This window comes from Rhizobium rosettiformans (assembly GCF_016806065.1).
Classification (GTDB): Bacteria; Pseudomonadota; Alphaproteobacteria; order Rhizobiales; family Rhizobiaceae; genus Allorhizobium.
This window is the reverse complement of the sequence record NZ_CP032405.1, coordinates 2,148,257-2,173,956: the sequence shown is the minus strand read 5'-3', so window position 1 is coordinate 2,173,956 and position 25,700 is coordinate 2,148,257. Positions and strand designations below refer to the sequence as shown.

Below are 25,700 nucleotides of genomic sequence, written 5' to 3'. Positions count from 1 at the left end.
CTTAAGCGCCCGCGCCAGATGAGGAGCCATATCCGATGACTGCAGACAGCCGTATCGAAGCCATCACCAAGCGGATCGTCGAGCGTTCCAAGCCGACCCGCGAAGCCTATCTCGACCGCACGCGCCGGGCGATCTCCAAGGGCGTGCATCGCTCGACACTGTCCTGTGGCAACCTCGCCCATGGCTTCGCGGTCTGTTCGCCCAGGGACAAGGAAGCGTTGGCCGGCGACGTGGTGCCGAACCTTGGCATCATTACCGCCTATAACGACATGCTCTCGGCACACCAGCCCTTCGAGACCTATCCGGCACTGATCCGCCAGGCAGCATCCGAAGCCGGCGGCGTGGCACAGGTCGCGGGTGGTGTTCCCGCAATGTGCGACGGCGTAACCCAGGGCCAGCCCGGCATGGAGCTCTCGCTGTTCTCCCGCGACGCGATTGCGATGGCGGCGGGCATCGGCCTTTCTCACAACATGTTCGATGCGGCCGTCTATCTCGGCGTCTGCGACAAGATCGTGCCAGGCCTGATGATCGCGGCACTCACCTTCGGCCACCTCCCCTCGGTGTTCATCCCGGCCGGACCGATGACCACGGGCCTGCCGAACGACGAGAAGTCGCGCATCCGCCAGCTCTATGCTGAGGGCAAGGTCGGGCGTGCCGAGCTGCTCGAAGCGGAATCCAAGTCCTATCACGGCCCGGGCACCTGTACCTTCTACGGCACCGCCAATTCCAATCAGATGCTGATGGAGATCATGGGCTTCCATCTGCCCGGTGCTTCCTTCATCAATCCCGGCACACCGCTGCGCGATGCGCTGACCAAGGAAGCGACCAAGAGGGCGCTGGCGATCACAGCACTCGGCAACGAGTTCACGCCGGCTGGCGAGATGATCGACGAACGCTCGATCGTCAACGGCGTTGTCGGCCTGCATGCGACCGGTGGCTCGACCAACCACACGATCCACCTGATCGCCATGGCGCGCGCAGGCGGCATCCAGCTCACCTGGCAGGACATCTCGGAGCTCTCGGACATCGTGCCGCTGCTCGCGCGCGTCTATCCGAACGGGCTTGCCGACGTGAACCATTTCCATGCCGCCGGTGGCATGGGCTTCCTGATCAAGCAACTGCTCAAGGCTGGCTACGTGCATGACGATGTGCGAACCGTCTATGGTCAGGGTCTCGCTGCCTATACGATCGACCCGAAGCTCGCCGACGACGGCACCGTCCATCGCGAGCCGGCCGCGGACGTGAGTGCCGATCCGAAGGTGCTGACAACGATCGACAAGCCTTTCCAGGCGAATGGCGGATTGAAGATGCTGACGGGAAATCTCGGCAAGGCGGTCATCAAGATTTCGGCCGTCAAGCCGGAGCGTCACGTTATCGAGGCCCCCGCAATCGTCTTCAACGATCAGCAGGAACTGCAGGACGCCTTCAAGGCCGGCAAGCTGGAGCGCGACTTCGTCGCGGTTGTCCGCTTCCAGGGACCGAAGGCGAATGGCATGCCGGAACTGCACCGCCTGACGCCACCGCTTGGCGTGTTGCAGGATCGCGGCTTCAAGGTCGCACTCGTGACCGACGGGCGCATGTCCGGTGCGTCGGGCAAGATACCGGCAGCGATCCATCTGACGCCCGAAGCCGTCGACGGTGGCGCGATCGCCAGGATCAAGGACGGCGACATGGTGCGGCTGGATGCTGTTGCCGGCACGCTCGAAGTTCTGGTCGATGCGGCAGAGTTCGACGCCCGACCGCTTGCCACCACCAATCTCGACGACAATGAGTTCGGCATGGGCCGTGAGCTGTTTGCCAGCTTCCGCCGGATCGCCGGACCTGCCGACCAGGGCGCAAGCGTCCTGTTCTAAGCGCCTCAATTCGTAGAATTAAGCTCAAGGGCCGCGAGTAATCGCGGCCTTTTGTCTATTCCGATTGACAGTTCTCTTCCGGCAGCGTCAACGCCATTATTCATTTTAACACATTCGATACTACTAATTTTGTATATCTTGGTACGGAAACAAACGCGATAACAACAAGTTATACAAACTCGACGATTCTGCGGCAGCACCTTCGCCCTTTGTCTACCTTTTGGATGCGCGGTCCGGTTTCTGAAGAAGGAAATTGGCCAAAGGACCAAGGCACTATGTTTGGACTGTCTACAAACAACCGCGCACAGCTTGAATCGCTTGAAGTCATTACCGCGAATATCATGATCGCGGACGAAAAGCTCAACATCCGCTACATGAACACCGCGACGAAGGCGATGTTGAAGGAAGCGGAAAGTGACCTGAAGAAAGAATTGCCGCGCTTCGACTTCGACAAGCTTATCGGCAGCAACATCGACATCTTCCACAAAGATCCCAGCCATCAGCGCAACATGCTGTCGAGCCTGAAGAATCAGCACAAGGCAACCATCTGGGTCGGCCACCGGGCTTTCGACCTGATCGTCACGCCGTTGAAGAATGGCGCCAAAACCACCGGCTTCGTCGTCGAATGGGCCAATGCCAAGGAACGGTTGCAGAATCTGGACTTCCAGAACCAGATGGAGGCCATCAGCCGTGTGCAGGCTATCATCGAATTCACGCCGCAAGGCGAAGTTGTTTCCGCCAATCAGAACTTCCTTGAAGCCCTCGGTTACCGAATGGACGAGATCAAGGGCAAGCAGCACAGTCTGTTTGTCGACCCCGAGTATGCGCGCAGCGCGGATTACCAGGAATTCTGGACGCAGTTGCGATCCGGCAAGTTCCAGGCCGCCGAGTTCACCCGATACGGCAAGGGCGGCAAGAAAGTCGTCATCAACGCGTCCTATAATCCGATCATGGATGATCGCGGCCGTGTGACCAAGGTGGTGAAATTCGCCACTGATGTGACCGAGCGTGTGCATGCCGTGGACACGATCGGCGACGCCCTCGGACGGATGGCCAAGGGTGATGTCAGTTTCACGATCGAACGCGCGTTCGCTCCGGATTTCGAAGCGCTTAGAACCAATCTGAACGACGCGGTTCTTCAGCTTGCGACTACCCTTGGCGCCGTGGCCCAATCCACCGACCAGATCGACAGCGGCAGCCGCGAAATCAGCTCAAGCGCGGAAGATCTTTCAAAGCGCACCGAGCAGCAGGCGGCCTCGCTCGAGGAGACGGCAGCGGCCCTCGACCAGATCACCGTCAACGTCAACAACGCCTCGAAGCGCGCCGAGGAGGCCCGTCACGCCACCCAGGCCGCGGATACGAGCGCAACCCGCTCCGGCCAGATCGTCGCCGAGGCCGTGGGGGCCATGGCGCGCATCGAGCAGTCGTCCAACCAGATCTCAAACATCATCGGGGTGATCGACGAAATCGCCTTCCAGACCAACCTTCTGGCGCTGAATGCCGGCGTCGAAGCGGCGCGCGCAGGCGAAGCCGGCAAGGGTTTTGCGGTCGTGGCACAGGAAGTGCGTGAACTCGCACAACGCTCGGCGCAGGCGGCAAAGGAGATCAAGGAGCTGATCCGCAACTCATCCGAAGAGGTGAAGAACGGCGTCAAGCTCGTCAGCGAGACCGGTGAGGCGTTGAAGACGATCCAGGACAATATCGTGGCGGTCAACGACCACATGCAGGCCATTGCGAGCTCGGCACGCGAGCAGGCAACCGGCCTCTCCGAGGTGAACTCGGCGGTCAACCAGATGGACCAGGTCACCCAGCAGAATGCTGCCATGGTGGAAGAGTCCAACGCAGCAAGCGCCACGCTCGCAACGGAGACACAGCGGCTTCGCCAGTTCATCTCCCGCTTTACCCTCGGCAGGCATTACACCGGCCAGCAGGGTGCGACCTCAGCACCCCATGGCGCTGTGCGCGCTCACACGCCGTCCAGCCCGGCAGCCGCACCCCGGCGCGCACCAGCACGCCCGGCGCAGACGCATGGAAATGCAGCACTCAAGCAGGACGAGTGGCAGGAGTTCTGAGCCTGACAAGCGTCGCGCCCGCATACCGGGCGCGACCCCACACTCATGGGCGCGGCACTTTCGCAAAGCCCTTGCCCAGGATCGGCCCTGTCGGCTTGCCCGTCGGTGATCCGCCCAGAGGCTCCACCGTGATCTCGTAAAGCTGCTCCTCGAGCGGCCCGGGAAGATCCGGCCCTGCGACGGTTGCCGTCCGCCAGCCATCGAGTACGCCGAGCGATACGGGCCCGGTATCACTAGACGGCAAGGTCCAGAGCTGCAGGGACCGGTCCTCGGCCACAGTCACATCCGTGAGCGGAACTACCCTGGCTGTATCATTGCCGAAATCCTCGATCATCACGACCGGCTCACCCTGCTCATTCATCAGGACGGCAATCACCTGCGGCTCCGCCCGACCGAGCAGGGCGTAGGACAAGGCACCGACCAGCAGGAGCGAGGCGGCCGCGGCCGACAGACCGAAGCCTCGCCACCAGGAAAGGCTGTTGTCGTTGACCGCCGCTGGTGGCGCGGAACTCTTCGGTCGCTCCTGCGGACCGAGCTGTCGTTCTATCCTTGCCCAGAGATCGGGGGAGACGCTTGCGGTCGGGCCGACCAGGTCGAGTTCCAGAAACCGATCACGCGCAACGGCGACGGCACGGGCGAGGCTTTCGTCGCGTTCCATCTCGGTTTCGGTAGCGCGATGTTCATCCTCGTCCATCAATCCGAGGACATAGGCGTCGGCGCGTTCGGCGAGTGTGTGCCATGTGCTCATGCCATGCACTCCCTCAGCGCGACCAGCGATCGGCGGATCCAGGCCTTGGCGGTTCCTAGCGGCAATTTCAAGCGACCGGCGATCTCGCCGTGGCTGTAACCCGAGACATAAGCCATCATGACCGTCTTCCGACGCAGTCCGTCGAGCCGTCCGAGACAGGCGCGCAAGCGACTTGCGGTGTCGAGCTGATCGAATAGATCGTGATAGAGCGCGTCCGCGCTCTCATCCTGCAGTCGCTCAAGGCTGTCCGTCTCGGTCAGATCTTCCCGACCTCCATCCCGGAGCGCATTCAGCGAGCGTGATCGAACGATGGCGAAGATCCAGCCTCGTGCCGAGCCGCGGGATGGGTCGTACTGCCAGGCCTTGTTCCAAATCTGCAGGAAGGCCTCCTGGACGATCTCTTCCGCCAGATCGTGGCGCCGCAGGATACGCTCAGCCACCGTGACCATGCGAGGCGCCTCGCTCTCATAGATCAAGGCCAGGCCTTTGCGATCCCCTGCAGCACAGGCTTTCAGCGCCGCACCGAGCTTATCTTGCTCATTCTCCATCCAGCTTCCTTCCAAGAACCTGCGCGGAAAGTAGCTCACCCGCTTGATTTGGCAACCTGCACCAGATGCGCCCGTCGAAGAACTGCCGCTCATCATCGCCACGTCCATGACTTTCTCCTTCTTTTCGGAGACACGCAAAGACGGTTTCTGGATGCAGAAGAAAAAAACTTCTGACGCCTGCATCCAATCGGCATCTGCCGCGTGTCTTGAGATCAGGAGGCACCAGACCGGTGTCGCCACCATGCAAACGGGAGAAGTTTTCCATGACCAGCATCCGTATCCTCAGCCTCGCAGCCGCCACCGCCCTTACGGCCTTTGGCGCCCAGGCCGCCCAGGTCGTCGGTCTCGCAGGCGACAAGACGCTCGTGATGTTCGACACTGCAAACCCCGCGATCAGCAAATCCATGGATGTCACCGGTGTCGATCGCCTCGTCGGCATCGATTATCGCCCGGCCAACCAGACCATCGTTGGCGTGACAGCGGACAACGTCATCGTCACCATCGATCCGGAAACCGGCGCCGCCACGGAACTTGCCAAGATGGACAAGCCGCTGACGATCGGCGACGCGCCCGTGGTCGTGAACTTCAATCCGGCGGCCGATCGGCTGCGCTACATGACCGGCACCACCAACCACCGTGTCCATCCTGACACTGGCGAAGTGACCGTGGACGGTAGCCTCGTCTTCGAGGAAGGCGACATGCACAAGGGCGAAACCCCGAACACTGTCGCTGCCGCCTATACGAATTCTGTCGGAAAGCCGGAAACGACCGCGATGTACAACATCGACGCGACGATCGGGGCATTGATCCAGCAGACCAAGCCGAATGACGGAACGCTGAAGGCAATCGGCAAGCTGGGTATCGAGAGCACGCCGACGACCTATGCCTTCGATATCGAGGCAGGTGCCGACGGCATGAACACTGCCTGGCTGGTTGCCGACAGCGCGCTCTACACGGTCAACCTGGAAACGGGTGCAGCAACGAAGACCGGTGACATCACCGGCGCGCCTGCGCAGATCAAGTCGATCACCGTGATCCCGGCGATGTAAGCCAGGGCTTACAAGCAGCTTGTATTGACAGGCTTCGCCCAACCAAAGTGAGAAAGCCTCCGCGAGATCATCGCGGAGGCCTTTTTGTCAGAGCATCGCCATATATTTGGGAAGCTCCCGCATGCTCGGCACGACGATCAGCGTGTGCACGTTCCCGCGCTTATAGGCATTGAGGAACTTGTTATAGTCTTCAAAGACCACACAGCCGGAGCTGTCGCCGCGGCGGCGTAGCAGGTAGGTATGGGTCAGGAAGCCATCGCGATTATACATCTTGGCATCGCCCACAGGGTTCATGCGAATGGCCTCGACGCCGTGGAAGCGGGCTTCGCGCATGCGCAACTTGTAGACATTGGGCGGCGTCGGCCCCATGTTTTTCACATGCACATATTTTGGGTTGTCGCGCATGTGGCCACGACCGGAATGGGCGCGCAGCTTCTCGCCATTGGGCATGTGCACGACAGAATCCTCAATCACATAGACGGCGATGCGGCTGCCTGGACCGGGCAGGCTGTTCTTCCGGTTGAAGATGCCCCCTGCCCCGTCATCGGTGGTGATCGGATTTTCCGGTTTGGCATAGGCCAGCATGCCGAACAGCGTCTTCCTCTTCGGCTTTTCCGGCGTGGCGGCGGCGGCAACAGGCGCTTCCGGCGCCGGTACGCGCTCAACGCGCGGTTTGGCCTGAGGCTTGGCACCCGGTACCGGGCCATCATCCGGCAGCGCGCCGTGATCTTCTGTCTGCGGTGCCGAAAGCAGCTCCTCGAAGGGCTCCACGCGCGGATCGGCCGCGGCCATTGTTTCGGTTGCCCTTGGCGTTGCCGCGTAACCGAGGGCGACTGGCGCCACCTCGGCGGTATTCGTCGGGATCGAGGCGGTGACGACGGGATCAACATCGTCCCTGTCGCTGCGGCGTTCATGGGCCGCTGTTGCAAGGGCTGCCTGCTGCCGTCCTGCCTCCGCCTGCACAAGCGCATCACGCAGCACAGCGAGGGCCTGGGAATCGGTCACGCTCTCGACGCGGGCCAGCAGAAGACGATCGGACTTGTCGACCTCTGCAAGCCGCATGGCAGCAGGCAGCATCAGCAGGCCCAGATGGTCAGTGGCAGCGATCGCTTCGGCGAAGCGGTTGCGCATTTCTTCAAGGGCCGCGAAATCCGTCGATTGCGCCAGTGCTGCGCGGGGCGCCAGCGGCTTCGACAAAACGAGTTCCGGCTTCGGCAGGCTGTGGCCTGCCATGCTCGGTGCCTGGATCGTCGAGGATGACAGCCCCTTGAAAACGGCAAGGCTCGCGGTGCCCCAAAAGAGGCAGGCCAGTGAGATGCCCAAGATCGTCGGCAGGCTGGAGCCGCGCTTGTTTCTGCGCGACTTTGTCTTTTGAACGGCGGCGCGATTGCCACCGATGACCTGAGGGGCCAAGGACGCCATGATACCTGAACTCGCTTACCAAAACTCGGAGAACCGGTCGCCTAGCAGCGGAAACCGGCTTTACTGGGACAGAAAACCCGAAGAGCGTCCTGTCGACTGCTCTAAAGAATGAAGAAGTTTGGTAACCAAGAGGTTTACGCCCGGCGCTTCATCGTCGCATTTCCGGGCGCGACGTCGAGATAGTTTCAAACGTGACGGGTTAAACCACCGTCAACCTTGAGATTCTGGCCTGTGATGTAGGCTGCACCGTCGGAGGCCAGGAAGGCGATCGTGGCTGCAATTTCCTCGCTCGTGCCGTAGCGCTTCATCGGCACACCGTCACGCCGCTCCTCTGTCGCCGGCAGGCTGTCGATCCAGCCGGGAAGGACATTGTTCATCCGGATATTCTCACCGGCATAGATATCGGCAAAGAGCTTGGTGAATGATGCAAGGCCTGCGCGGAAGACGGCCGAGGTCGGGAACATCGAGGATGGCTCGAAGGCCCAGGCGTTGGAAATGTTGATGATCACGCCGGCCTTCTGGCGCTGCATGATTGGCGTGACGAGACGCGTCGGGCGGATGACGTTGAGCAAATAGACATCCATGCCCTTCGCCCACTGCTCGTCGGTGATCTCAAGGATCTGGGCACGGGGCCCATGGCCTGCGCTGTTCACGAGGACATCAATGCGGCCATAGCGTTCCATGGTGCCGTCGACGAGGCGTGCGAGGTCTTCCGGAGACTGGTTCGACCCTGTGACCCCGAAGCCTTCGAGTTCGGCGGCAAGTGCCTCCCCCTTGCCGGAAGACGAGAGGATGGCGACCTTGAAGCCGTCGGCAGCGAGGCGCCTTGCGGCCGCCGCCCCCATACCGCTTCCCCCTGCCGTGACAATAGCGACCTTCTGACTGGACATGTCTGTATCTCCCTTTGATGGAAGCGAAGATCAAAGGTCAGCCCGGCGATGTCCAGTCAGAAATGCTGAAGGCCGGTGCAGCGTCTGCTGCACCGGCCTTCAGAGAATTCGTTGGCGCGCTGCTTACCAGCTGCGGACGTCGAGCACGCGGTCCTTGTGCGCCGGATGGGTGGAGAAGACGAAGATGCGATCCAGTTCCTTCTGCGTCAAAAGACGCAGGAAACGGATTTCGGCCGTGTTGTTGGCAAAGCTCTTCATCAGCACCGCACCGACCTTGTTGATGCGGGCGTCCGGAATATCGAGGTAGAATTGTTTGGGCAGGTTCACCTGCGTGATCAGTCCGATCACGGCCCCGCTCAGCGAAATACGCAAGACGTCGCAGCGCCGCGCGGCCATGTGGCTCATGCCGTTTTCGGTGTATTCGAGCCGTCCCGCATTCATTGTGTCCTCCATGCGATACCGGTTCTCCCGGTCGTACATGAAGGATTCCTCTTTCTTCAGGAAATGAGATCCGCCATTTGCCGCTCTCATCATTTCTGCCCTCGTCTTTTGTCAGTTGTTATGGGCAAAAAGCTAGCAGTGACAACTTAACAGTCGGTGTTGGCGCGAGGGCCATTCCTGACTACGGAAAAGCCCTGTCATCGGTAAGGATAACAGGGCTTTAAGCAGTTCGATCGAGTTAATCTCAGCGGCGGTATGTCTGACCGTCGGCGTCGAAGAGGTGTAGCTTGGTCTGGTCTGCGGAAAAGCGCAGGGTCTGCCCCTTATTGACGTCGACAATGCCGGGCAGCTTGACCACGATCGCCTCGTCTTCGACCGGTCCCTTGACGTAGAGAAGCGTAACTTCGCCGAGGGCCTCGACGATGTCGACATTGCCTTCAAACAGGAATTCTGGACCGGTTGCGATTGCCAGATCTTCCGGGCGGACGCCGAAGCTCGCAGACTTGCCCTGTTCCGATGCGGCGGTCGCGACATCAACGGTGACTTCCGAGCCATCCTTCAGCTTGATCCGGGTCGCCTCGCCCGTGCCGATCACGGTCACCGGCATGATGTTCATCGCCGGAGAGCCGATGAAACGGGCGACGAAGAGGTTGGCCGGACGCTCATAGAGTTCGAGCGGGGGGCCAACCTGTTCAATCTTGCCGGCCGAGAGCACGACGATCCGGTCTGCGAGCGTCATCGCCTCGACCTGGTCGTGGGTCACGTAGATCATCGTGGTATCGGCCATCTGCTCGTTGAGCTTGGCAATCTCGATGCGGGTCGCGACACGCAGAGCCGCATCGAGATTGGACAACGGCTCGTCGAACAGGAAGACCTTGGGGTCGCGGCAGATGGCGCGACCGATGGCGACACGCTGACGCTGACCGCCGGACAGCGCCTTCGGCAGGCGATCGAGATAGGAATCGAGCTGAAGAATGCCGGCAGCGGAGCGAACGCGACGGTCGATCTCTTCCTTGCTTTCGCCTGCAATGCGCATGCCGAAGGCCATGTTGTCGTAGACAGTCATATGCGGGTAGAGCGCATAGGACTGGAACACCATCGCGATGCCGCGCTTGGACGGCGGCACATCGTTGACGAGCTGGCCGTCGATATAGAGTTCACCGCCGGTGATGTCCTCAAGGCCCGCGATCATGCGCAGAAGCGTGGACTTGCCGCAGCCCGACGGGCCGACGAAGACCACGAACTCGCCTTCCTTGATCTCCAGATCGATGCCGTGCAGGACCTTGACCTGCCCGTATGCCTTGCGGATGTCCTTGAGAACGAGACCCGTCATGCTTTCCTCCCCTGTCAGGCGTGGCGCGCGAAATATGCGCCCCAAGCCGGCAACTCTACCTTGTTATCGTTGACTGCACTGTTGAAGCCGTGGCCCTCAAGCCCGATCCATTCGCCGGATGGCAGCGCGATTGCGGTCTCTTCAGCATTCATGTTGAAGACGCAGAGCAGCTTCTCGTTACCGAAGGCACGGGTGTAGATCAGCTGATTGTCGCCGGCGTCGTGGAAGACGATGTCGCCCTTGGCAAAGGCCGGATGCTGGCGGCGGAAGGCGAGGAAACGGCGATAGTGCTCGAGCACGGATTCCGGCTTGCCAAACTGCGTGTTGACCGCGCGCAGGTTATGTTCGACCGGGATGGGCAGCCAGGTCTTCTGCGCCGTCGAGAAGCCAGCCTGCATTGCATGGTCGTCCCAGACCATCGGCGTGCGGCAGCCGTCACGGCCCTTGAACTCCGGCCAGAACTGGATGCCGTAGGGATCCTGGAGATCCTCGAAGGCGATTTCGGCTTCGGTGAGGCCGAGTTCTTCGCCCTGGTAGATGCAGACGGAGCCGCGCTGGGTCAAAAGCAGCGCCGAGGTCATCTTCGCATAGGCGTCGCGATCGAGAACGTTCGCCCCCCAGCGGGATACGTGACGAACGACGTCATGATTGGAGAAGGCCCAGCAGGCCCAGCCTTCGGGGGCTGCATTTGCGAATGCATTCTGCGTGTTGCGCACCACGTCCGGGGTGAGCGGCTCCGGTGCCAGGAATTCGAAGGCGTAGCACATCTGCATCTTGTCGTCGCCGGAGGTATATTCGCCGACGATTTCCAGACCACGCTGGCTGTCGCCGACTTCGCCGACGGCTGCAATCGCCGGATACTCGTCGAGCAATGCGCGGAAGCGCTTGAGGAAGGCGATGTTTTCGGGGCGGTTCTTGTCGTAGATATGTTCCTGGAAGTTGTAGGGATTAACCGCAGGCGCCGTCGAAGCATTGCGGCGCTCCGGCGCGAGGGCCGGGTTATCCCTCAGTTCCTTGTCGTGGAAATAGAAATTGATCGTATCGAGGCGGAAGCCGTCGACGCCGCGCTCCAGCCAGAAGCGGGTGGCGGCGAGCAACGCGTCCTGCACTTCCGGATTGTGCAGGTTCATGTCCGGCTGCGAGGTCAGGAAGTTGTGCAGATAATACTGCATGCGGGTCGGATCCCACTGCCAAGCCGAGCCGCCAAAGATCGACAACCAGTTGTTCGGCGGCGAGCCATCCGGCTTCGGATCAGACCAGACATACCAGTCCGCCTTTGGATTGACCCGGCTGGAGCGGCTTTCGACGAACCAGGCGTGCTGGTCCGACGAATGCGACATCACGAGGTCGATCATGACCTTGATGTTGAGACGGTGGGCTTCGGCGATCAGGCCATCGAAATCCGTCAGCGAGCCGAACATCGGATCGACGTCGACATAGTTCGAGACGTCGTAGCCGAAGTCCTTCATCGGCGAGGTGAAGAAGGGCGAGATCCAGATCGCATCGGCGCCGAGATCGGCGATATGGGCGAGACGGGCTGTGATGCCCTTCAGGTCACCGATGCCGTCACCGTTGGAGTCCTGATAGGAGCGCGGGTAGATCTGATAGATCACCGCGCCGCGCCACCAGTCCTTGTCGGGCGTCATGACGGGATTTGCATCTGCACTCATTCACATATTCCTGTTGGCTTGGTCTGAAGACCCGGCGTCAGCCACCCTTGACCGATCCGGCAAGGAGGCCACGCACGAGGTAGCGTTGCATGAAGAAGAAGACGAGGAGCGGGACTGCGATCGACACGAAGGCGGCCGTCGCCAGGATTTCCCAGTTGCCGCCGCGCGTGCCCAAGAGCTCGACAATCTGGTTCGTCATCACGGTCGTCTCGCCGGTCGCATCGATCAGGAAGACCTTGGCGACAAGCAGGTCGTTCCAGGTCCAGAGGAACTGGAAGATGGCGAAGGAGGCGAGCGCCGGGAAGGACAAGGGAAGGATGATGCGGGTGAAGATCTGGAAATCCGTCGCACCGTCCACCTTGGCGCATTCGATGATGTCGCGCGGGAGCCCGACCATGTAATTGCGCAATAGGTAGATCGCGAGGGGCAGGCCGAAGCCCGTATGGGCAAGCCATACACCGAGATAACCCTTGCCGATGCCGATCGACAAATGAAGGCGCAGGAGCGGGATGAGTGCCAGCTGCAGCGGCACGACCAGGAGTGCGACCACGGCCGCAATCAGCAGTGCGCGGCCCGGGAATTCCATCCACGCGAGCGCATAGGCCGCGAAGGCTGCAATCACGATCGGGATCACCGTGGCGGGAATGGTCACGGTCAGCGTGTTGAAGAAGGCCTTCGCCATAGAATCTGTGGTGGAGCCGGAGAAGAGCACCGTCTCGTAGTTGTCGAGCGTGAATTCCGGCGGCAGCTCCGCCGTCACGAAGATGCGATCGCCACGGGTGCCGGTCAGCTCGACATCGCTTTCCAGACGATAGTCACCATTCTCCTGGACGGTCACACGAGCACTGTCACCCATGGGTGCGGTCGCACCGGGTTCGTATTCGCTGATGGCGCGCGACGTGGTGCCCCAGGTCGAGATCTCCGCCTCGGCCGAAGCCCCGCCTTCGCTGAGCAGATTGCCCTCAATGACCCAGAGATTGCCTTCCTGGCGCTGGGTCGAAGGCGCTGCGGTTCTCAAGACGAGGTTCTGCTCCTGCGAAAATAGCGAACTCCACCAGCCGCTAGTGGCGATCTGGTCCGCTGTGCGGAATGAGGAGATGAAGAGGCCTGCGGTCGGCAGAAGCCAAAGGACGACCAGTGCCGCTACCGAGAGATGAACGGCCCAGACGAGTCCGGATTTCTTGCCTGCAATCTTTGCCATGGTCCCGCCTCCCCTCAGCGCATTTCTTTTCGAGCGTTGTAGACGTTCCAGATCAGGATCGGCAGAACCAGGAGCATGATCACCATGGCGCTTGCCGAGCCGACGCCCCAGTCATTGGCGCGGAAGAGCTTGTCGAACATGTAGTTGGCAAGCACCTGCGTTTCCCACTGGCCGTTGGTCATGGCAAAGACGATGTCAAAGACCTTGAGGACGACGAGCGTGATCGTGGTCCAGACGACGACGACGGTTCCCATAATCTGCGGGATCTTGATCTTGAAGAAGATCTCGAAGTCGTTGGCCCCGTCGATGACGGCGGCCTCGATCGTTTCTTCCGGGATCCCGCGCAGCGCCGCCGACAGGATGACCATGGCGAAACCGGTCTGAATCCAGATCAGCACCACCATCAGGAAGAAGTTGTTCCAGAAGGGGATCGTCAACCAGGTCTGCGGCTGGCCATAGGGATATTCGACGGTCAGGACGGAGTAGGTGGAAATCAGCCCGCGATAGCAAAGCCAGAGGCCGGCCAGGGTGAGTGCAACGCGCACGACCACGCCGAATTTGGAACTGCCGCCGTGATAGCCGATGCCGCCGGAGAGCGGGCGCAACAGCTGGTAGATGCCGTAGACGACGAAAGCGATGAAGGCGAGAAGCAGGAGTGCCGGAAGAACGCGAAGCACCAGAACCGTGCCCCATCCCCCATCGAAGGACAGCCACAAGGCGTTCAGAAGGCCGATCTGCTCTTCCCCTGCCGGGCGCGTGTCATAGACCAGCTTGAAGATGACGGATGCACCGACAAAGGAAATCGCCATGGGCATGAAAATCAGCGATTTCGCGATATTGCCCCAGGAAATCCGGTCGGTCAGCTGTGCGGCCAGAAGGCCAAAGGCCGTGGATGCGGCCGGGACGACGGTCAGCCACAAAAGATTGTTACTGATCGCTTCCCAGAATTTCGTTTCGCCGAGCATGCGCTCATAATTGGCCAGACCAACGAAGGCGCCGCCCGCGTTGCGGCTGGTTACCGACAACCAGAGCGAGGCGATGACCGGATAGACCAGATAGAGGCCGAGTGCCACGATCGCCGGAAACAGGAAGAGCCAGGGACGTATCATGTTGGCGCGGTTGATATTGCGCCCTGCATGCTCTCCCTTGGCGGGGAACAGCACCCTGTCGACAAACACGTTCGACAGATAGAAATAACCGATACACCCACCGACACCGATGATGATCGTGATCAGAGCCTGCAACGCCGGATTCATCTTGGTCTCCCCTCCGCATGCCTTCTGATTTTTTTGCGAGCGCCCGGGCGGTGAAGCCCGGACGTTCGTTAGGCAATACTGTTCTACGGCAGCTTACTTGATGCCGTCCCAGGCTGTCTGGATCGACTTTGCAACATCTTCGGCGGACTTGCCACCGACAAAGTCGACCATGCCGGTCCAGAAGCTGCCAGCGCCGATGGCGCCCGGCATCAGGTCGGAACCGTCGAAGCGGAAGGTGGTGGCCTGCAGCAAGATGTCGTTCATCTTGCGAACGGTCGGATCGGTGAAGACTTCCGGGTTCACGCCCTTGTGCGGGGTGAGGAAGCCCTTCTGGGCCATCCAGACTTCATGGGCGATCGGCGACTTCAGGAACTCGATGAAGGCGCGAGCAGCCTTACTGTCCTTGGTAATGGCGAAGGTGGTACCTGCGCCGAGAACCGGGCTGCCGAGGTCCTTCTCGGCATAGGCCGGGAAGTAGAAGAAGTCTGCATCTTCACCAACGCTCGTGCCCTCGGGGAAGAAGGACGGAATGAACGAAGCCTGGCGGTGCAGGTAGCACTGCGGCGGCGAGGCAAAGAGACCCTTCGGGCTGTCGCGGAAGTCGGTCGAAGCGACTGCGCCTGCACCGCCAACGACGAACTTGTCGTTCTTGGCAAACCAGCCGAATTCGTTGATGGCGTTGACGACTATCGGGTCGTCGAACTTCATCTCGTTGGAAACCCACTTATCGTAGTCTTCCGGGGACGCGGTGCGCAGCATCATGTCCTCGACCCAGTCGGTTGCCGGCCAACCGGTGGCAGCACCCGAGCCGAGACCGATGCACCAGGGCGTGCCTCCGTCAGCCACGATCTTCTCGGTCAGAGCCTTCAGCTCTTCCATGGTCTCAGGGACTTCGTAACCGGCATCCTCGAAGTTCTCAGGCGAATACCAGACGAGCGACTTCAGGTCGGTCTTGAAGGGGAAGCCGTAGAAAGCCGTGTTGCCGTCCTGGCCAGCATAAGTGCCGAGGTCGACCCAGGACTGGCCAGCGGCGTAGTTGTCCTTGAGCCAGGAGGCATTTTCAGCGCCGAGGTCGGTCAGGAAGCCACGCTTTGCCATGTCGGACGCGAGGCCCGGCTGCGGGAAGATGGCGATATTGGGAGCGGAGCCGGCTTCCAGATCGACGACGATCTGCTGCTCGAAGCTGTCAGAGCCGGTATAGCGTACATCCGCGCCGGTCGCGGCTGCGAAATAGGCCAGAACGCTTTCGACGAGGACCTGGTCAGGACCGAGCCAGGGGCCGAAAATGGTGATCTGCTCGCCATTGAGCTGGGTCTTCTTCAGCTCTTCGAAACTTGCCCAGTTGAACTTGGCATCTTCACCGGGAGCGAACTTCAATTCCTGTGCGCCGACCGAGCCGGCTACGAGCGCGGCAGTCGCCACGGTCATCAAAAACAGTTTCTTCATGTGATTTACCTCCCATCACATCGGACGGCCAAACGTCCTTGGTCAGCGCGTTTTCCTCAAAGCGCTTTGGCCCCTATTTCATCACATTGGGGTCCACACTGAGTCAAGCGCTTTTCTGGTACTGCCACATTTAGGCGCAACTCCCCGTTCGTGAAGAAGCAACTGCATTGATTTGTATCATTTTCCTCTTGTCGCAGCCCGCTGGTCTGCGCCATAGTCGAAGCGCTTTGGCCGCCTGTGGAGGCAACTGCGGTCTTGCACGGGAGAGGAATGCCAGCAGTGAATCTCAAAGAATTGTCGCAGATGCTCGGTCTGTCGCAGACGACGATCAGCCGCGCGCTCAACGGTTATCCCGAAGTGAACGAAGAGACGCGCAGGCGCGTGCTTCAGGCGGCGAAGGAGACCGGCTACCGGCCCAATCGCGCAGCGCAAAGGCTCGCCACCGGAAAAGCCGGGTCCATCGGGCTGATCATGCCAATCTCGCCCGACCACAGTTCGGACATGCACTTCGCCGAGTTTCAGAGCGGACTGGCCGAGGCTGCGATCCTCCAAGACTTCCACTTCGTCATCATGCCTTCCAAAGCCGAAGACGAAGAACAAGCGATCCGATGGCTCGCCGCCAGCGGTAGCGTGGACGGTTACTATCTCGCCTATGTTCGCGAGAAGGACCCGAGGATCGTGATGGCGAAGACACTATCGCTTCCTTTCATCGTCCACGGCCGCTCCTCGGGGCTTGAGCTGGACTATCCGTTTCTGGATGTCGACAATGAAGGGGCGTTCTACGATGCGACCCGCTTCCTGCTGCAACTCGGCCACAAGCGGATCGCCTTGCTGAACGGCCATGCCGATCTGGACTTTGCCCATCGACGACGGCTGGGGACGGAGAAGGCGCTGGCCGACCGGGGATTGCTGCTCGACCCTCGCCATACACGGCACAGCTTCATGGGCGACGAACAGGGCTATCGCGGGATGAAGGAGATCCTGTCCGGCCCGGACCGGCCGACTGCCGTGTTATGCGCCAGTACCGTGCTGGCACTCGGGGCCGTCAGGGCGATGAACGAGCTTGGCCTCAAGCTTGGCGTGGACGTTTCCCTGATCGCGCATGACGACGAGCTGCCATTGCTGAAGCCGGAGAACTTTTCGACGCCGCTCACGACGACGCGCTCGTCGCTTCGCGCTGCCGGCAAGCGGATCGGAGAACGGCTGATCGCAATGATCAATCAAACCACACCCGCACCACCGGAGCAGGAATTGTGGAAGGTGGAACTGGTGGTCCGGGCCTCGACCGGGCCGGCACCCCCCTGACCCTGCGATCAATGGCCTGAGGCGTCAGAAGCGCGGCGCAGTCATGCCGGCCCGGCGATGGGCGGCGATCACGGTGTTGGCCATCAGCATGGCAATCGTCATGGGGCCGACGCCGCCTGGAACCGGCGAGATCGCCTTGGCTACCGGCTTGCATTCGGCAAAGGCGACATCGCCGACCAGCTTGAACTTGCCCTCGCCCTTCTCAGGCGCTGCGACACGGTTGATGCCGACATCGATGACGGTTGCACCGGGCTTCAACCAGTCGGCCTTGACCATCTCGGCGCGGCCGACAGCTGCGACCAGGATGTCCGCCTGACGGGCGAGCTCCGGCAGGTCGCGGCTGCGCGAATGGCCGATGGTGACGGTGGCATTGGCATTGAGCAGCAGTTGCGCCATCGGCTTGCCGAAGAGGTTCGAACGGCCGATGACCAGTGCATTCAGGCCGGACAGGTCGCCACCATGGATCTGGCGCACGAGGATCATTGCGCCAGCCGGTGTGCAGGAGAGAAGGCCGGTCTTCAGGTCGCCAGTCGCAAGCTTTCCGGCATTGACGATGTGCAGGCCATCGACATCCTTTTCCGGCAGGATCGACTGGATCACCGGCTCGCTGTCGAGATGCTTGGGAAGCGGGAGCTGGACGAGGATACCATCGATCTCGGGATCGGCATTGAGCGAAGCGACCAGCGTCATCAGCTCTTCCTGAGAGGTCTTCTCGGGCAAGGTGTGCTGGATCGAGTTGAAGCCACACTGCTTGGCCATCCGGCTCTTGGCACCGACGTAAGCGTGGCTTGCCGGGTCATCGCCGACGATGACCACGGCCAGGCCCGGCTTGCGATGGCCGGAGGTCTTGAGTGTCGTCGCTGCTGAGGTTACCGCTTCGATCACCGAAGCGGCGGCTGCCTTTCCATCGATTACCGTGGTCACTGTGCACAATCCCCGTCTAGAACTCGCAGCAAGCTAGCGCCAACATGCAGGCGCCATTTGCCTGTTGCCGTCCTATGCTGTCAAATTGCGGCATATTGCAAGTGCAGGATTTCGCGACTCCGCTGTCAGCCGGGTAGCGTTGAGGGCTGACGAAACCGATGGCGCAAGACGTGGGCCAGAAAAACGGGGATGCCGAGAACATAGCGCCGCCAAAGGCGCGAAGGCTCCAGCCAAAGGCGAAACAGCCATTCGGATCTCAGTTGGCGAACCCAGTCGGGCGCCCGCGGGACGCGTCCCGAGACGAAGTCGAGCAATGCGCCAACACTGATCACGACCCGGGCGTGATCGCCGGTCAGGTGCTTGTCGACCCATTTTTCCTGCAAAGGCGTGCCCATGGCAACGAGCAGCAGATCGATGCGGGCCTGCTCGATGCGCTTCAAAATGAATGTCGGATCGGCCCGGTCGAAATAGCCATCCGAGATTTCCACGAAGTCATGCCAGGGCGAATGACGCCGGAAGTTCCTGGCTGCATCCTGGAGCACCTCGGATGTCGCACCGAGCAGGCCCACCCGCAGGGGCTTGGTGATGAAGGTCAGGGCTGCCGGCACGAAATCCGTCCCGTTCAGATTGGCCGAAAAGCGACCGCCATGCAGGAACCTTGCGGCGATGTCTACACCGATACCATCCGGCAGGACCAGACAGCGGCCGAGAACCTCCCGGTAGTCGGGATCGCGCATCATCACATTGGCATTGTTGGCATTGAGAAACGCAATATGCGTCAGGCCACGGTTCTCGGTCAGCTTTTCCTCTAGCAGGGCAAGCGCCGGCTTCCAGCCGAGATCGTGGACGGGCATGTCGAGGATCGGGCGTACCGGGGCCACCGGCTGCGGAGCCCGAGCAAGGGCGTCGTCAGGCTGTCTCACTGCAGAAGATGACGAAGCTGGCATAGAGCGGGTCCCGAGGATCGATACCCGGAACCTATCAGTCGTCGCTAAAATTCAGGTTAAACAATACGTTAGAATCCTCCTGAAATGATAGACGCGGCGTTTACCATGAAACGCTGCGGCAATCAGTGGCCCGACGATGCCGGCTTTTCCTCGACCTTCTCCCCTTCGACGACCTGAGTCCTCTCCATCGGTTTGGAACCACCATCGGCTGCCTTGCGAGCGGCGTCCTTCGAGACGTAGTCGAGCTGCTCGATCAGGACCTGATCGATCATGCCTTCCCCGAGCCTTGCATTCATCTCGGTCTTGATCTGGTCACGGAACGAATTGACGTCAAATGCAGAGACATTGCCGATGTCGACCATCTTGTTTCCGACCAGCAGCGTAAACAACTGGTCGGTCATCAGCTCGGTCGTCGGCAGGGTTTGCCCCTTGACCTTGTCCTTGTCCATCATGAAGGAGATGCGGGTCAGGAAGTATCCTGTAACATCTCCACCGCCGATGACCGGAATGGTGATCGGCTCGCCGCGAACGAGTTCGAGCGCGGCCTTCTTCGTCTCTTCCTCGCTCGGGCCGGCAGGGGCTGTCGCCAGGTAGATCGAGCCGTAGACGGCCCCCAGCGTGACGATGCAGACCCAAAGGCCGATTCCGAGTATCTTGCCCATCAGAACTCGCTGAACTGGAACTGTTCCTGAGAATAGGTGCCGTCACCGTCGGCGTCGCGAACCGCGTTTTTCAGGATGTCGGCAACGGCACGAACGGCCGCGAGATGCGCCTCGACACGGCGGGCATTCAAGGCCAGCTTTTCCTTCAGAACATGGAGCTGCTCGACATAATTGACGGCGAATTCGCGCGGATCGGTGTCGCGGAACAGCATGGTCAGTTCGTAAAGGCAGCGGCTCTTATGGGCATTGGAAACCTTGAAGTCGAATTCCGGGTCCTTGCCGATCCGCTCGTTCTCATTGTCGATGATGCGCTCAAGCCGGCTCAGCACCGTCTTCACCCGATATTCGCTCGAAACAACTTCCATGAATTCTGCCCTGTCTTTCAAAAAATAGATCAGTTCTTGTTATCGGTGTCAGCGCCGGCACCCAGGGTGCGACGCTCGAGATCGGTCACCCAGCTCATGGCGAGCCCGCGATCCGTCTCATCCGTGGCGGCATTGACGTTATCCTGTCCGCGCATGCGCTGGAGCGCCTGGTCATACATCTGCTGGGCGATGCCGACACCACCGGCTTCGGAGATCACAGTGCCGAGCTGCTCGGCCATCATGCTCTTCCACATCTCACCGGAATTGCCCTTGCCGTACACTTCCTCACTTTCGTCCGGCAGCATGCTCTGGACGAAGTTGGTGAGATAGACGGCTTCGAAATCGCGATAAATCTTCGGAGGCTTGCCGACTTCCTCGGTCTTTTCCGCCGTGGCTTCGACCCGTGCGGCATTGGCCGTACGGGTCAAGATGTCGACAGTTGCGCCAAAACCTGCACCCTTCTCGGCGAGACTGGTCGCCATGAAGTTCGCCCGGTTGGCTTTCAGTTGTTCCTGAGCAGCGGCAACTTGTGCCGGATCAGCAGCGCGGACAACGTCCAGCACCAGATCGCTTGGAGGAGAAATGGCCACGGTGACATCCTCGATTTCGGTTCGAGGCGACTATCACTCCTGAAGCTTGCTGGAGGCTGGTGTGGCAAATTTCAGGTCGATCAGATCGTAGATGGCATCATCGTCGCGTTCGCGCTCTTCGTGGTCGCGCGCATCCTTCATGTTTTCTTCCAGCCGGTCGCCCTTGGCGCGCTCGCGCATCAGCTTCATTTCCTGAACCTGCTGCAGACCGTGCAACTGCTTGTCCGTGTTGGACAGCCGATCGAAGCGGTCCGCATAGTTCTGGGCAAAGAGCCGATGCAACGGATCGAGCGATCCGATGGCATCCATGACCGTGTCCATCGACCGGGCGTTTTCCTCGATGCGTTGTGCGGTGATGCCCAGATCGCTTTCGGCCATCCGCTCCATGTGACGCTGTACGGCGACGAGACGCTTGAGTTTGTCGGATTTCTTTTGCGGTCCCAAGGCAGCCTCGTCAGAAATTGAAGATCATCGGAAAGTACTGACCGAACTGCATGACCATGGCAGCAATAGTGAAATAAACCAGCAACAGACCGCCAAGCAGCAGGTAGGGCGTGGAGATATAGAAAACCGGCACTTGGGGTGCGAGCTTGTTCACCAGACCGACGGCGACGTTGAACATCAGACCGAAAATGAGGAATGGGCTCGCCAGACGCAGCATCAGCAGGAAGGTCTGCGTCAGGGTGTCGGTGAGCGTAATCAGCATTTTCTGGCTGTCCGGCATGCCGCCGATGGGCATCACCGAATAGGAATCGAACAGCGCGCGAAAGACGACATGGTGGAAATCCAGCATGAAGAGAACGAGAAGGCCGCCGAAGGAGATCAGATTGGTCATCTGGTTATCAGGGGCGTCTTCGAGAACATCCGACGAGCCCGGCGTGTTGAGGCCGATCGCCATCGAAATCGCCGAACCGGTGAACTGCAGTCCGAGCACGTAGAAGCGCGGGACCAATCCGTACATCATGCCGATCAGGAGTTCAGCAACGATCACGCCGATAAGTGAGGCCCCTCCCCCGGATACCCGAGGATAAACCGTGTCGAAGAGCAAGGGCGTCATGGCCAGTGAGATGGAGAAGGCGAGGAAGAACCGCACCGTCATCGAGATGCGGGCTGAAGAAAAGCCCGGCAGGGTCATGATGCAGGCGCCGATGCGACAGAAAATCGCGATCAGTACAAGCACACTCCCCTGCGGGTCAGAAATCATGAAATTGAGCCCAGAATCTTGATCTCGATGCCCTTGGCGAGTTCCACATGCGAAAGGACCGGCAAGGTGGCAAAGAGTCGTTCGATGATCATGCGCACATAGGACCGTGTTTCGGGCGACGTGACAAGGACGAAGGGCAGGCCCCGGTCCATGAATTCACGGATAACCTGGCTCGCCTGTTCGGAGAATTCCTCCAGGCTGCGCGGATCAATGTCGAATTCAACGATCTCGCCCTTGGCATCACGCTTGAGCGCCTGGTGGAAGACGAGATCCCACTTGGAGCCGAGGCGCAAGACGCGCAGGACGCCGTTGTCGGTGAGGTCGCCGCAGAGCTGCTGCGCCATGCGGACACGAACATGCTCGACGATCTGCTCGGTCTTGCGGACATGCGGCGCGAGTTCAGCGACCGCTTCAAGAATGAGATGCAGGTTGCGGATCGAGACACGCTCGGCAAGCAGCAACTTCAAGACTGCCTGAAGGCCCGAATAGGACATGTGCGACGAGCAGATTTCGTCGGCGAGCTTCTTGTATTCGGGGTCGAGGCGATCGATCAGCACCTTGACGTCCTTGTAGGACAGAAGCTGCGGCAGGTTGTTGCGGATCACTTCCGAGACATGGGTGAGGACAACAGAGACGTTGTCGATCGGATGGAAGCCTTCGCGCTTCAATTCTTCGGTGAAGGTTTCCAAAACTGACACGGCCGGCATGCCGAAGGCGGGTTCGCGGATCTCGTCGCCGGGAACATTCGGTTTGCGCCCGGAACCGGTGACGACAAGAACTTCGCCGACGCGGAGGTTGTTCGACGCGACCGTCGTGCCGTGGATGCGGATCTGATAGGCCTTTTCCGGGATGGCGATATCGTCGGTGACCTTGATTTCCGGCACCACGAAACCGTACTGGCTGGCGAATTTCTTGCGCATTTTGCCGACGCGGAAGGCAAGCTCCTGATGGGCACCGAGGAGACGGGTCGAGACAAGCTTGCCCAGCGCGAGCTCGATTTCCGAGGTCTTCAGGACAGACTTGACCGAGTCCTTCTCGGCCTCCTTGTTCTGGATGACCTTTTTCTCTTCCTGTTCGCGCTTGAGCTCGGTTTCTGCGGCGAGCTGGCGCGGGATGAACCAGGCGCCGAAGGCCATGACACCGCCAAGGACGGTAAACGGGATCAACGGAAGGCCGGGAACGAGTGCCAGTGCCCCCATCATTGCGGCGGCCACAGACAAGGCGCGCGGATAGCCACTCAGCTGATTGACGACAGCCTGGTCGGTGGAGCCCGGAGTGCCGCCGCGCGACACCAGAAGGCCGGCGGCCAGCGAGACGATCAGGGCGGGAACCTGCGAAACAATGCCGTCACCGACGGAGAGCTTGACGAAGACGTCGGCCGCCTGGCCGAGCTCCATGCCGTGGCGGAAGTAGCCGATAATGATGCCGCCCGCGACGTTGATGGCGGTGATGATCAGGCCGGCGATGGCGTCGCCGCGTACAAATTTGGACGCACCGTCCATGGCACCGAAGAACGAGCTTTCCTGCTCCAGTTCCCGGCGTCTGTGCTGCGCTTCCTTTTCATCGATGATACCGGCAGAAAGGTCGGCGTCGATCGACATCTGCTTGCCGGGGATGGCATCGAGGGTAAAGCGGGCGCCGACTTCCGCGATACGCGTGGCACCCTTGGTGATGACGATGAAGTTGACGGTGATCAGGATCAGGAAGACGATCAGACCGATGACGAAGTCGCCGCCCATCACGAGGTTGGAGAAGCCGGCGATCACCCCGCCCGCGGCCCCGTGGCCTTCGTGACCATGGGTCAGGATGACGCGCGTCGTCGCGATGTTGAGCGAGAGGCGGATCATGGTGGCGATCAGCAGGATCGTCGGGAAGGACGAGAAATCAAGAGGGCGCTGAATCCAGAGCGCGACCATCAGGATGAGGACGGAAAGCGCGATGGAGAATGCCAGGCCGACGTCGATCAGGAAGGGTGGGATCGGCAGGAAGAGGATGCACAGGATCATCACGATCCCGAACGCGAAACCGATGTCACGCCCGCTGGGGCTGGCCTTCGGGATTACGAGTGCAGGTGGTTGCGCCATGTCCATTCCATCTCTTCATGAGAAGTCATCCGAAAGACCATGCTTCCGGCAGTCTGCCTAGGAGAGATAGACGGCGAAGCTTGCGCGAGGGTGTCAGGTCGAACCCGGCTAGAAGCCTGACTGTATCCGAGAGAAAACCAGGTTGCTGAACAGGTTGATCTGGGCGCCGACAAAGGGCGCGGAGATGCCGATGGTGATCATGATGGCCAGGATCTTCGGCACGAAGGTCAGTGTCATTTCCTGAACCTGGGTCAGCGCCTGGATCAGGGCAATCGTCACACCCACGATCATGCCGGCGGCCACAGCCGGGCCGGAAGCGACGATGATTGTCCAGATCGCGGCCTGGAGAATGTCGAGAGCGTCTGCCTCATTCATGAGACGGTATCCTTTCGGGGCGGCGAATCATGCCGTCCGCGCCGAAAGGACTAACACATCAGGAGTCGCTCGTCTCTGTCGTAGGCTTGGTTCCGACGCGAACGCCGACCACGATCGGAACTTCCTTACCTTCCGTCGTCGTTGCGACCATCGTGTCCGTATAGACGCGGACGGAGGCCACGATGCCGCTGGTCTTCTCATCGGCACTGGTGATCGTCTTGCCGATATAGGAGGACGCGTTGGTCAGGGCGTTGCCGGTGATCAAGGTCTCAAGGTTCGAGTTCATCTGGATCGACTGTTCGACCTGGGAGAAGGTCGCCAGCTGCGCGATCTGCGCGCTGGCATCCATCGGATCGGTCGGATCCTGGTTCTTCATCTGGGCGATCAAGAGCTTCAGAAAGCTATCGTAGTCGACAGATGCCTTCGCGGCAGCCTTGCCTGCCGTGCTGCCGGTGGCCGACGACGTCGTCGTGGCGGCAGTAGTGGCGGCTACACCGTCTACCGCCATGGTGCGATCTCCTTACGGATCTGCTCAATCGTTGCCGGCGCCATTTCCTGGTTGTTCAGGATGCGGTCCTCGATCGGATAGAGCTGGCGGATCGCCTTCAGGGCGTCGAAAGCGCGACCGGAGGAGACCATGCCATCGATGCGCTTCAGCTCAGCGAGGATCTCTTCGTTCTCGAAGCAGGACAGCAGCATGATGACCGACTTGCGGAACATCGCCAGCGACTGATCCTTGCCTTCCGGATTGATCAGCATCATCTGGGCGATGAAATAGAGCTGACGCAGCGGCGTGGTCGCCTGTTCCGGCTGCAGAACGTGGTTCTCAAGCAGGAAGGTGACATCGTTCAGGAACTCGAGGGCAACCTTGCGGTCGACGCGCAGAACCGCTCCATTGATGAAAATACGTTCGCCCGACTTGAGCGAGATGCGCAAAGTGCTCTTCATTTAAGTCCATCCCTGATGATGGTTGTCACGTCGATGATGCCCTGGAAGTTCTCGGACTCTCGCTTGCGGATCCGGTCACACTCTTTCAAAATCCAGATGGCGATGGAAATCAGATTGGCGCGTACTTCGTCGCCGAGCTGGTTCTCGGGGTTTTGCAGATCTTCGATCAGCCGGATCCAGACCCGGCGGGTATAGAACAGAGCTTCGATCGCCTCGCGGGAGTAGCCCTTTTTTTCACGGGCCGCGCTCAGAAGCTGGATGCAACGGTCAAGGGCCTGCCGTTCGCGCTCCTTGGCGTCAGCGACGCCATCTTCCATAATCTCGGCATATGAGAACTGGTACATTCAGTTGCCCTTCAGGTTCATTT

Annotated in this window: 27 protein-coding genes; 4 read left to right on the top strand and 23 right to left on the bottom strand. The window is 60.3% G+C overall.

Annotated features, from left to right (window positions below):
* Nucleotides 1-35: 35 nt before the first annotated feature.
* Nucleotides 36-1,853 carry a phosphogluconate dehydratase gene (gene edd / locus D4A92_RS10480; protein ID WP_203019738.1) on the top strand — a complete coding sequence of 606 codons (1,818 nt, stop codon included), beginning with the start codon at nt 36-38 and terminating at the stop codon, nt 1,851-1,853.
* A gap of 275 nt (nt 1,854-2,128) precedes the next feature.
* Nucleotides 2,129-3,925, top strand: a complete 1,797-nt coding sequence (locus tag D4A92_RS10475) for a methyl-accepting chemotaxis protein (RefSeq protein WP_203019736.1) — start codon at nt 2,129-2,131, stop codon at nt 3,923-3,925.
* A gap of 43 nt (nt 3,926-3,968) precedes the next feature.
* Here D4A92_RS10475 and D4A92_RS10470 read toward each other — a convergent pair whose 3' ends face one another.
* From D4A92_RS10470 to D4A92_RS10460, 3 genes are read right to left on the bottom strand one after another with little or no spacing between them, the layout of a single operon-like run.
* Entirely contained in the window at nt 3,969-4,673 is a 705-nt protein-coding gene (locus tag D4A92_RS10470) for an anti-sigma factor (RefSeq protein WP_203019734.1), read from the bottom strand.
* Nucleotides 4,670-5,221 (bottom strand): sigma-70 family RNA polymerase sigma factor, encoded by a 552-nt coding sequence (locus D4A92_RS10465; RefSeq protein ID WP_203019732.1) that lies wholly within the window; start codon nt 5,219-5,221, stop codon nt 4,670-4,672. Before D4A92_RS10465 ends, D4A92_RS10470 begins: the two co-directional genes overlap by 4 nt.
* The gene (locus D4A92_RS10460; protein WP_203019730.1) at nt 5,211-5,486 is read right to left on the bottom strand and encodes a hypothetical protein; all 276 of its coding nucleotides are present in this window, start codon (nt 5,484-5,486) and stop codon (nt 5,211-5,213) included. Before D4A92_RS10460 ends, D4A92_RS10465 begins: the two co-directional genes overlap by 11 nt.
* On the opposite strand from D4A92_RS10460, the gene D4A92_RS10455 reads away from it, so the two are divergent.
* Nucleotides 5,485-6,270 (top strand): DUF4394 domain-containing protein, encoded by a 786-nt coding sequence (locus D4A92_RS10455; RefSeq protein ID WP_203019728.1) that lies wholly within the window; start codon nt 5,485-5,487, stop codon nt 6,268-6,270. The two genes, D4A92_RS10460 and D4A92_RS10455, sit on opposite strands and share 2 nt — an antisense overlap.
* A gap of 87 nt (nt 6,271-6,357) precedes the next feature.
* Here the strand turns inward: D4A92_RS10455 and D4A92_RS10450 are convergent, their stop codons facing one another.
* The 8 genes from D4A92_RS10450 to D4A92_RS10415 form a co-directional block, all read right to left on the bottom strand.
* Nucleotides 6,358-7,692, bottom strand: coding sequence for a DUF2778 domain-containing protein (locus tag D4A92_RS10450; RefSeq protein WP_203019726.1), 1,335 nt, complete (start codon nt 7,690-7,692; stop codon nt 6,358-6,360).
* Nucleotides 7,693-7,877: 185 nt separating this feature from the next.
* The gene (locus D4A92_RS10445) at nt 7,878-8,582 is read right to left on the bottom strand and encodes an SDR family oxidoreductase (protein WP_203019724.1); all 705 of its coding nucleotides are present in this window, start codon (nt 8,580-8,582) and stop codon (nt 7,878-7,880) included.
* A gap of 123 nt (nt 8,583-8,705) precedes the next feature.
* On the bottom strand, nt 8,706-9,116 hold the full coding sequence (locus tag D4A92_RS10440; protein WP_425958171.1) for a hypothetical protein: 411 nt from the start codon (nt 9,114-9,116) through the stop codon (nt 8,706-8,708).
* Nucleotides 9,117-9,267: 151 nt separating this feature from the next.
* On the bottom strand, nt 9,268-10,356 hold the full coding sequence (locus tag D4A92_RS10435; RefSeq protein WP_203019723.1) for an ABC transporter ATP-binding protein: 1,089 nt from the start codon (nt 10,354-10,356) through the stop codon (nt 9,268-9,270).
* A 14-nt stretch (nt 10,357-10,370) separates the two neighbouring features.
* Nucleotides 10,371-12,026: an alpha-glucosidase gene (locus tag D4A92_RS10430; protein WP_203019722.1), complete on the bottom strand. Its 1,656-nt coding sequence runs from the start codon at nt 12,024-12,026 to the stop codon at nt 10,371-10,373.
* Between the two features lie 37 nt (nt 12,027-12,063).
* Complete coding sequence (locus tag D4A92_RS10425) at nt 12,064-13,227, bottom strand: carbohydrate ABC transporter permease (RefSeq protein ID WP_006726396.1); 1,164 nt, start codon at nt 13,225-13,227, stop codon at nt 12,064-12,066.
* A gap of 14 nt (nt 13,228-13,241) precedes the next feature.
* Nucleotides 13,242-14,483 carry a carbohydrate ABC transporter permease gene (locus tag D4A92_RS10420; RefSeq protein WP_203019721.1) on the bottom strand — a complete coding sequence of 414 codons (1,242 nt, stop codon included), beginning with the start codon at nt 14,481-14,483 and terminating at the stop codon, nt 13,242-13,244.
* Nucleotides 14,484-14,576: 93 nt separating this feature from the next.
* Nucleotides 14,577-15,929, bottom strand: coding sequence for an ABC transporter substrate-binding protein (locus tag D4A92_RS10415; protein ID WP_006726394.1), 1,353 nt, complete (start codon nt 15,927-15,929; stop codon nt 14,577-14,579).
* Nucleotides 15,930-16,208: 279 nt separating this feature from the next.
* Between D4A92_RS10415 and D4A92_RS10410 the strand changes: the two genes are divergently transcribed.
* Nucleotides 16,209-17,234, top strand: a complete 1,026-nt coding sequence (locus tag D4A92_RS10410) for a LacI family DNA-binding transcriptional regulator (protein WP_203019720.1) — start codon at nt 16,209-16,211, stop codon at nt 17,232-17,234.
* A gap of 24 nt (nt 17,235-17,258) precedes the next feature.
* On the opposite strand, the gene folD is transcribed toward D4A92_RS10410, so the two are convergent.
* From folD to flaF, 12 genes are all read right to left on the bottom strand, one after another.
* Nucleotides 17,259-18,158: a bifunctional methylenetetrahydrofolate dehydrogenase/methenyltetrahydrofolate cyclohydrolase FolD gene (gene folD / locus D4A92_RS10405; RefSeq protein ID WP_203019719.1), complete on the bottom strand. Its 900-nt coding sequence runs from the start codon at nt 18,156-18,158 to the stop codon at nt 17,259-17,261.
* Between the two features lie 125 nt (nt 18,159-18,283).
* Nucleotides 18,284-19,039 carry a WecB/TagA/CpsF family glycosyltransferase gene (locus tag D4A92_RS10400; RefSeq protein WP_246754064.1) on the bottom strand — a complete coding sequence of 252 codons (756 nt, stop codon included), beginning with the start codon at nt 19,037-19,039 and terminating at the stop codon, nt 18,284-18,286.
* 188 nt (nt 19,040-19,227) lie between these two features.
* On the bottom strand, nt 19,228-19,767 hold the full coding sequence (locus tag D4A92_RS10395) for a flagellar basal body-associated FliL family protein (protein ID WP_203019718.1): 540 nt from the start codon (nt 19,765-19,767) through the stop codon (nt 19,228-19,230).
* Complete coding sequence (locus tag D4A92_RS10390) at nt 19,767-20,132, bottom strand: hypothetical protein (protein ID WP_006726389.1); 366 nt, start codon at nt 20,130-20,132, stop codon at nt 19,767-19,769. The genes D4A92_RS10395 and D4A92_RS10390 overlap by 1 nt, the downstream gene beginning before the upstream one ends.
* 29 nt (nt 20,133-20,161) lie before the next feature.
* A complete protein-coding gene (locus tag D4A92_RS10385) occupies nt 20,162-20,722 on the bottom strand; it encodes a rod-binding protein (protein WP_203019717.1) in 561 nt (186 codons plus the stop codon).
* A 33-nt stretch (nt 20,723-20,755) separates the two neighbouring features.
* A complete protein-coding gene (locus D4A92_RS10380; RefSeq protein ID WP_052018175.1) occupies nt 20,756-21,109 on the bottom strand; it encodes a hypothetical protein in 354 nt (117 codons plus the stop codon).
* Nucleotides 21,110-21,176: 67 nt separating this feature from the next.
* Nucleotides 21,177-21,926, bottom strand: coding sequence for a flagellar biosynthetic protein FliR (locus D4A92_RS10375; RefSeq protein WP_040300090.1), 750 nt, complete (start codon nt 21,924-21,926; stop codon nt 21,177-21,179).
* Nucleotides 21,923-24,010, bottom strand: coding sequence for a flagellar biosynthesis protein FlhA (flhA, locus tag D4A92_RS10370; RefSeq protein WP_203019715.1), 2,088 nt, complete (start codon nt 24,008-24,010; stop codon nt 21,923-21,925). Before flhA ends, D4A92_RS10375 begins: the two co-directional genes overlap by 4 nt.
* A gap of 108 nt (nt 24,011-24,118) precedes the next feature.
* Complete coding sequence (locus D4A92_RS10365) at nt 24,119-24,385, bottom strand: flagellar biosynthetic protein FliQ (RefSeq protein WP_203019714.1); 267 nt, start codon at nt 24,383-24,385, stop codon at nt 24,119-24,121.
* A gap of 58 nt (nt 24,386-24,443) precedes the next feature.
* Nucleotides 24,444-24,893, bottom strand: coding sequence for a flagellar hook assembly protein FlgD (gene flgD, locus D4A92_RS10360; RefSeq protein WP_203019713.1), 450 nt, complete (start codon nt 24,891-24,893; stop codon nt 24,444-24,446).
* Entirely contained in the window at nt 24,884-25,333 is a 450-nt protein-coding gene (gene flbT / locus D4A92_RS10355; RefSeq protein ID WP_006726382.1) for a flagellar biosynthesis repressor FlbT, read from the bottom strand. Before flbT ends, flgD begins: the two co-directional genes overlap by 10 nt.
* A complete protein-coding gene (flaF, locus tag D4A92_RS10350; protein ID WP_006726381.1) occupies nt 25,330-25,677 on the bottom strand; it encodes a flagellar biosynthesis regulator FlaF in 348 nt (115 codons plus the stop codon). Before flaF ends, flbT begins: the two co-directional genes overlap by 4 nt.
* Nucleotides 25,678-25,700: the final 23 nt, after the last annotated feature.

What these genes read in the sequence shown, in the direction of transcription:
- edd (WP_203019738.1), top strand. Translation starts at nt 36, where the DNA reads ATGACTGCAGACAGCCGTATCGAAGCCATCACCAAGCGGATCGTCGAG.
- D4A92_RS10475 (WP_203019736.1), top strand. Translation starts at nt 2,129, where the DNA reads ATGTTTGGACTGTCTACAAACAACCGCGCACAGCTTGAATCGCTTGAA.
- D4A92_RS10470 (WP_203019734.1), bottom strand. Translation starts at nt 4,673, where the DNA reads ATGAGCACATGGCACACACTCGCCGAACGCGCCGACGCCTATGTCCTC.
- D4A92_RS10465 (WP_203019732.1), bottom strand. Translation starts at nt 5,221, where the DNA reads ATGGAGAATGAGCAAGATAAGCTCGGTGCGGCGCTGAAAGCCTGTGCT.
- D4A92_RS10455 (WP_203019728.1), top strand. Translation starts at nt 5,485, where the DNA reads ATGACCAGCATCCGTATCCTCAGCCTCGCAGCCGCCACCGCCCTTACG.
- D4A92_RS10460 (WP_203019730.1), bottom strand. Translation starts at nt 5,486, where the DNA reads ATGGAAAACTTCTCCCGTTTGCATGGTGGCGACACCGGTCTGGTGCCT.
- D4A92_RS10450 (WP_203019726.1), bottom strand. Translation starts at nt 7,692, where the DNA reads ATGGCGTCCTTGGCCCCTCAGGTCATCGGTGGCAATCGCGCCGCCGTT.
- D4A92_RS10445 (WP_203019724.1), bottom strand. Translation starts at nt 8,582, where the DNA reads ATGTCCAGTCAGAAGGTCGCTATTGTCACGGCAGGGGGAAGCGGTATG.
- D4A92_RS10440 (WP_425958171.1), bottom strand. Translation starts at nt 9,116, where the DNA reads ATGATGAGAGCGGCAAATGGCGGATCTCATTTCCTGAAGAAAGAGGAA.
- D4A92_RS10435 (WP_203019723.1), bottom strand. Translation starts at nt 10,356, where the DNA reads ATGACGGGTCTCGTTCTCAAGGACATCCGCAAGGCATACGGGCAGGTC.
- D4A92_RS10430 (WP_203019722.1), bottom strand. Translation starts at nt 12,026, where the DNA reads ATGAGTGCAGATGCAAATCCCGTCATGACGCCCGACAAGGACTGGTGG.
- D4A92_RS10425 (WP_006726396.1), bottom strand. Translation starts at nt 13,227, where the DNA reads ATGGCAAAGATTGCAGGCAAGAAATCCGGACTCGTCTGGGCCGTTCAT.
- D4A92_RS10420 (WP_203019721.1), bottom strand. Translation starts at nt 14,483, where the DNA reads ATGAATCCGGCGTTGCAGGCTCTGATCACGATCATCATCGGTGTCGGT.
- D4A92_RS10415 (WP_006726394.1), bottom strand. Translation starts at nt 15,929, where the DNA reads ATGAAGAAACTGTTTTTGATGACCGTGGCGACTGCCGCGCTCGTAGCC.
- D4A92_RS10395 (WP_203019718.1), bottom strand. Translation starts at nt 19,767, where the DNA reads ATGGGCAAGATACTCGGAATCGGCCTTTGGGTCTGCATCGTCACGCTG.
- D4A92_RS10390 (WP_006726389.1), bottom strand. Translation starts at nt 20,132, where the DNA reads ATGGAAGTTGTTTCGAGCGAATATCGGGTGAAGACGGTGCTGAGCCGG.
- D4A92_RS10380 (WP_052018175.1), bottom strand. Translation starts at nt 21,109, where the DNA reads ATGGAGCGGATGGCCGAAAGCGATCTGGGCATCACCGCACAACGCATC.
- D4A92_RS10375 (WP_040300090.1), bottom strand. Translation starts at nt 21,926, where the DNA reads ATGATTTCTGACCCGCAGGGGAGTGTGCTTGTACTGATCGCGATTTTC.
- flhA (WP_203019715.1), bottom strand. Translation starts at nt 24,010, where the DNA reads ATGGCGCAACCACCTGCACTCGTAATCCCGAAGGCCAGCCCCAGCGGG.
- D4A92_RS10365 (WP_203019714.1), bottom strand. Translation starts at nt 24,385, where the DNA reads ATGAATGAGGCAGACGCTCTCGACATTCTCCAGGCCGCGATCTGGACA.
- flgD (WP_203019713.1), bottom strand. Translation starts at nt 24,893, where the DNA reads ATGGCGGTAGACGGTGTAGCCGCCACTACTGCCGCCACGACGACGTCG.
- flbT (WP_006726382.1), bottom strand. Translation starts at nt 25,333, where the DNA reads ATGAAGAGCACTTTGCGCATCTCGCTCAAGTCGGGCGAACGTATTTTC.
- flaF (WP_006726381.1), bottom strand. Translation starts at nt 25,677, where the DNA reads ATGTACCAGTTCTCATATGCCGAGATTATGGAAGATGGCGTCGCTGAC.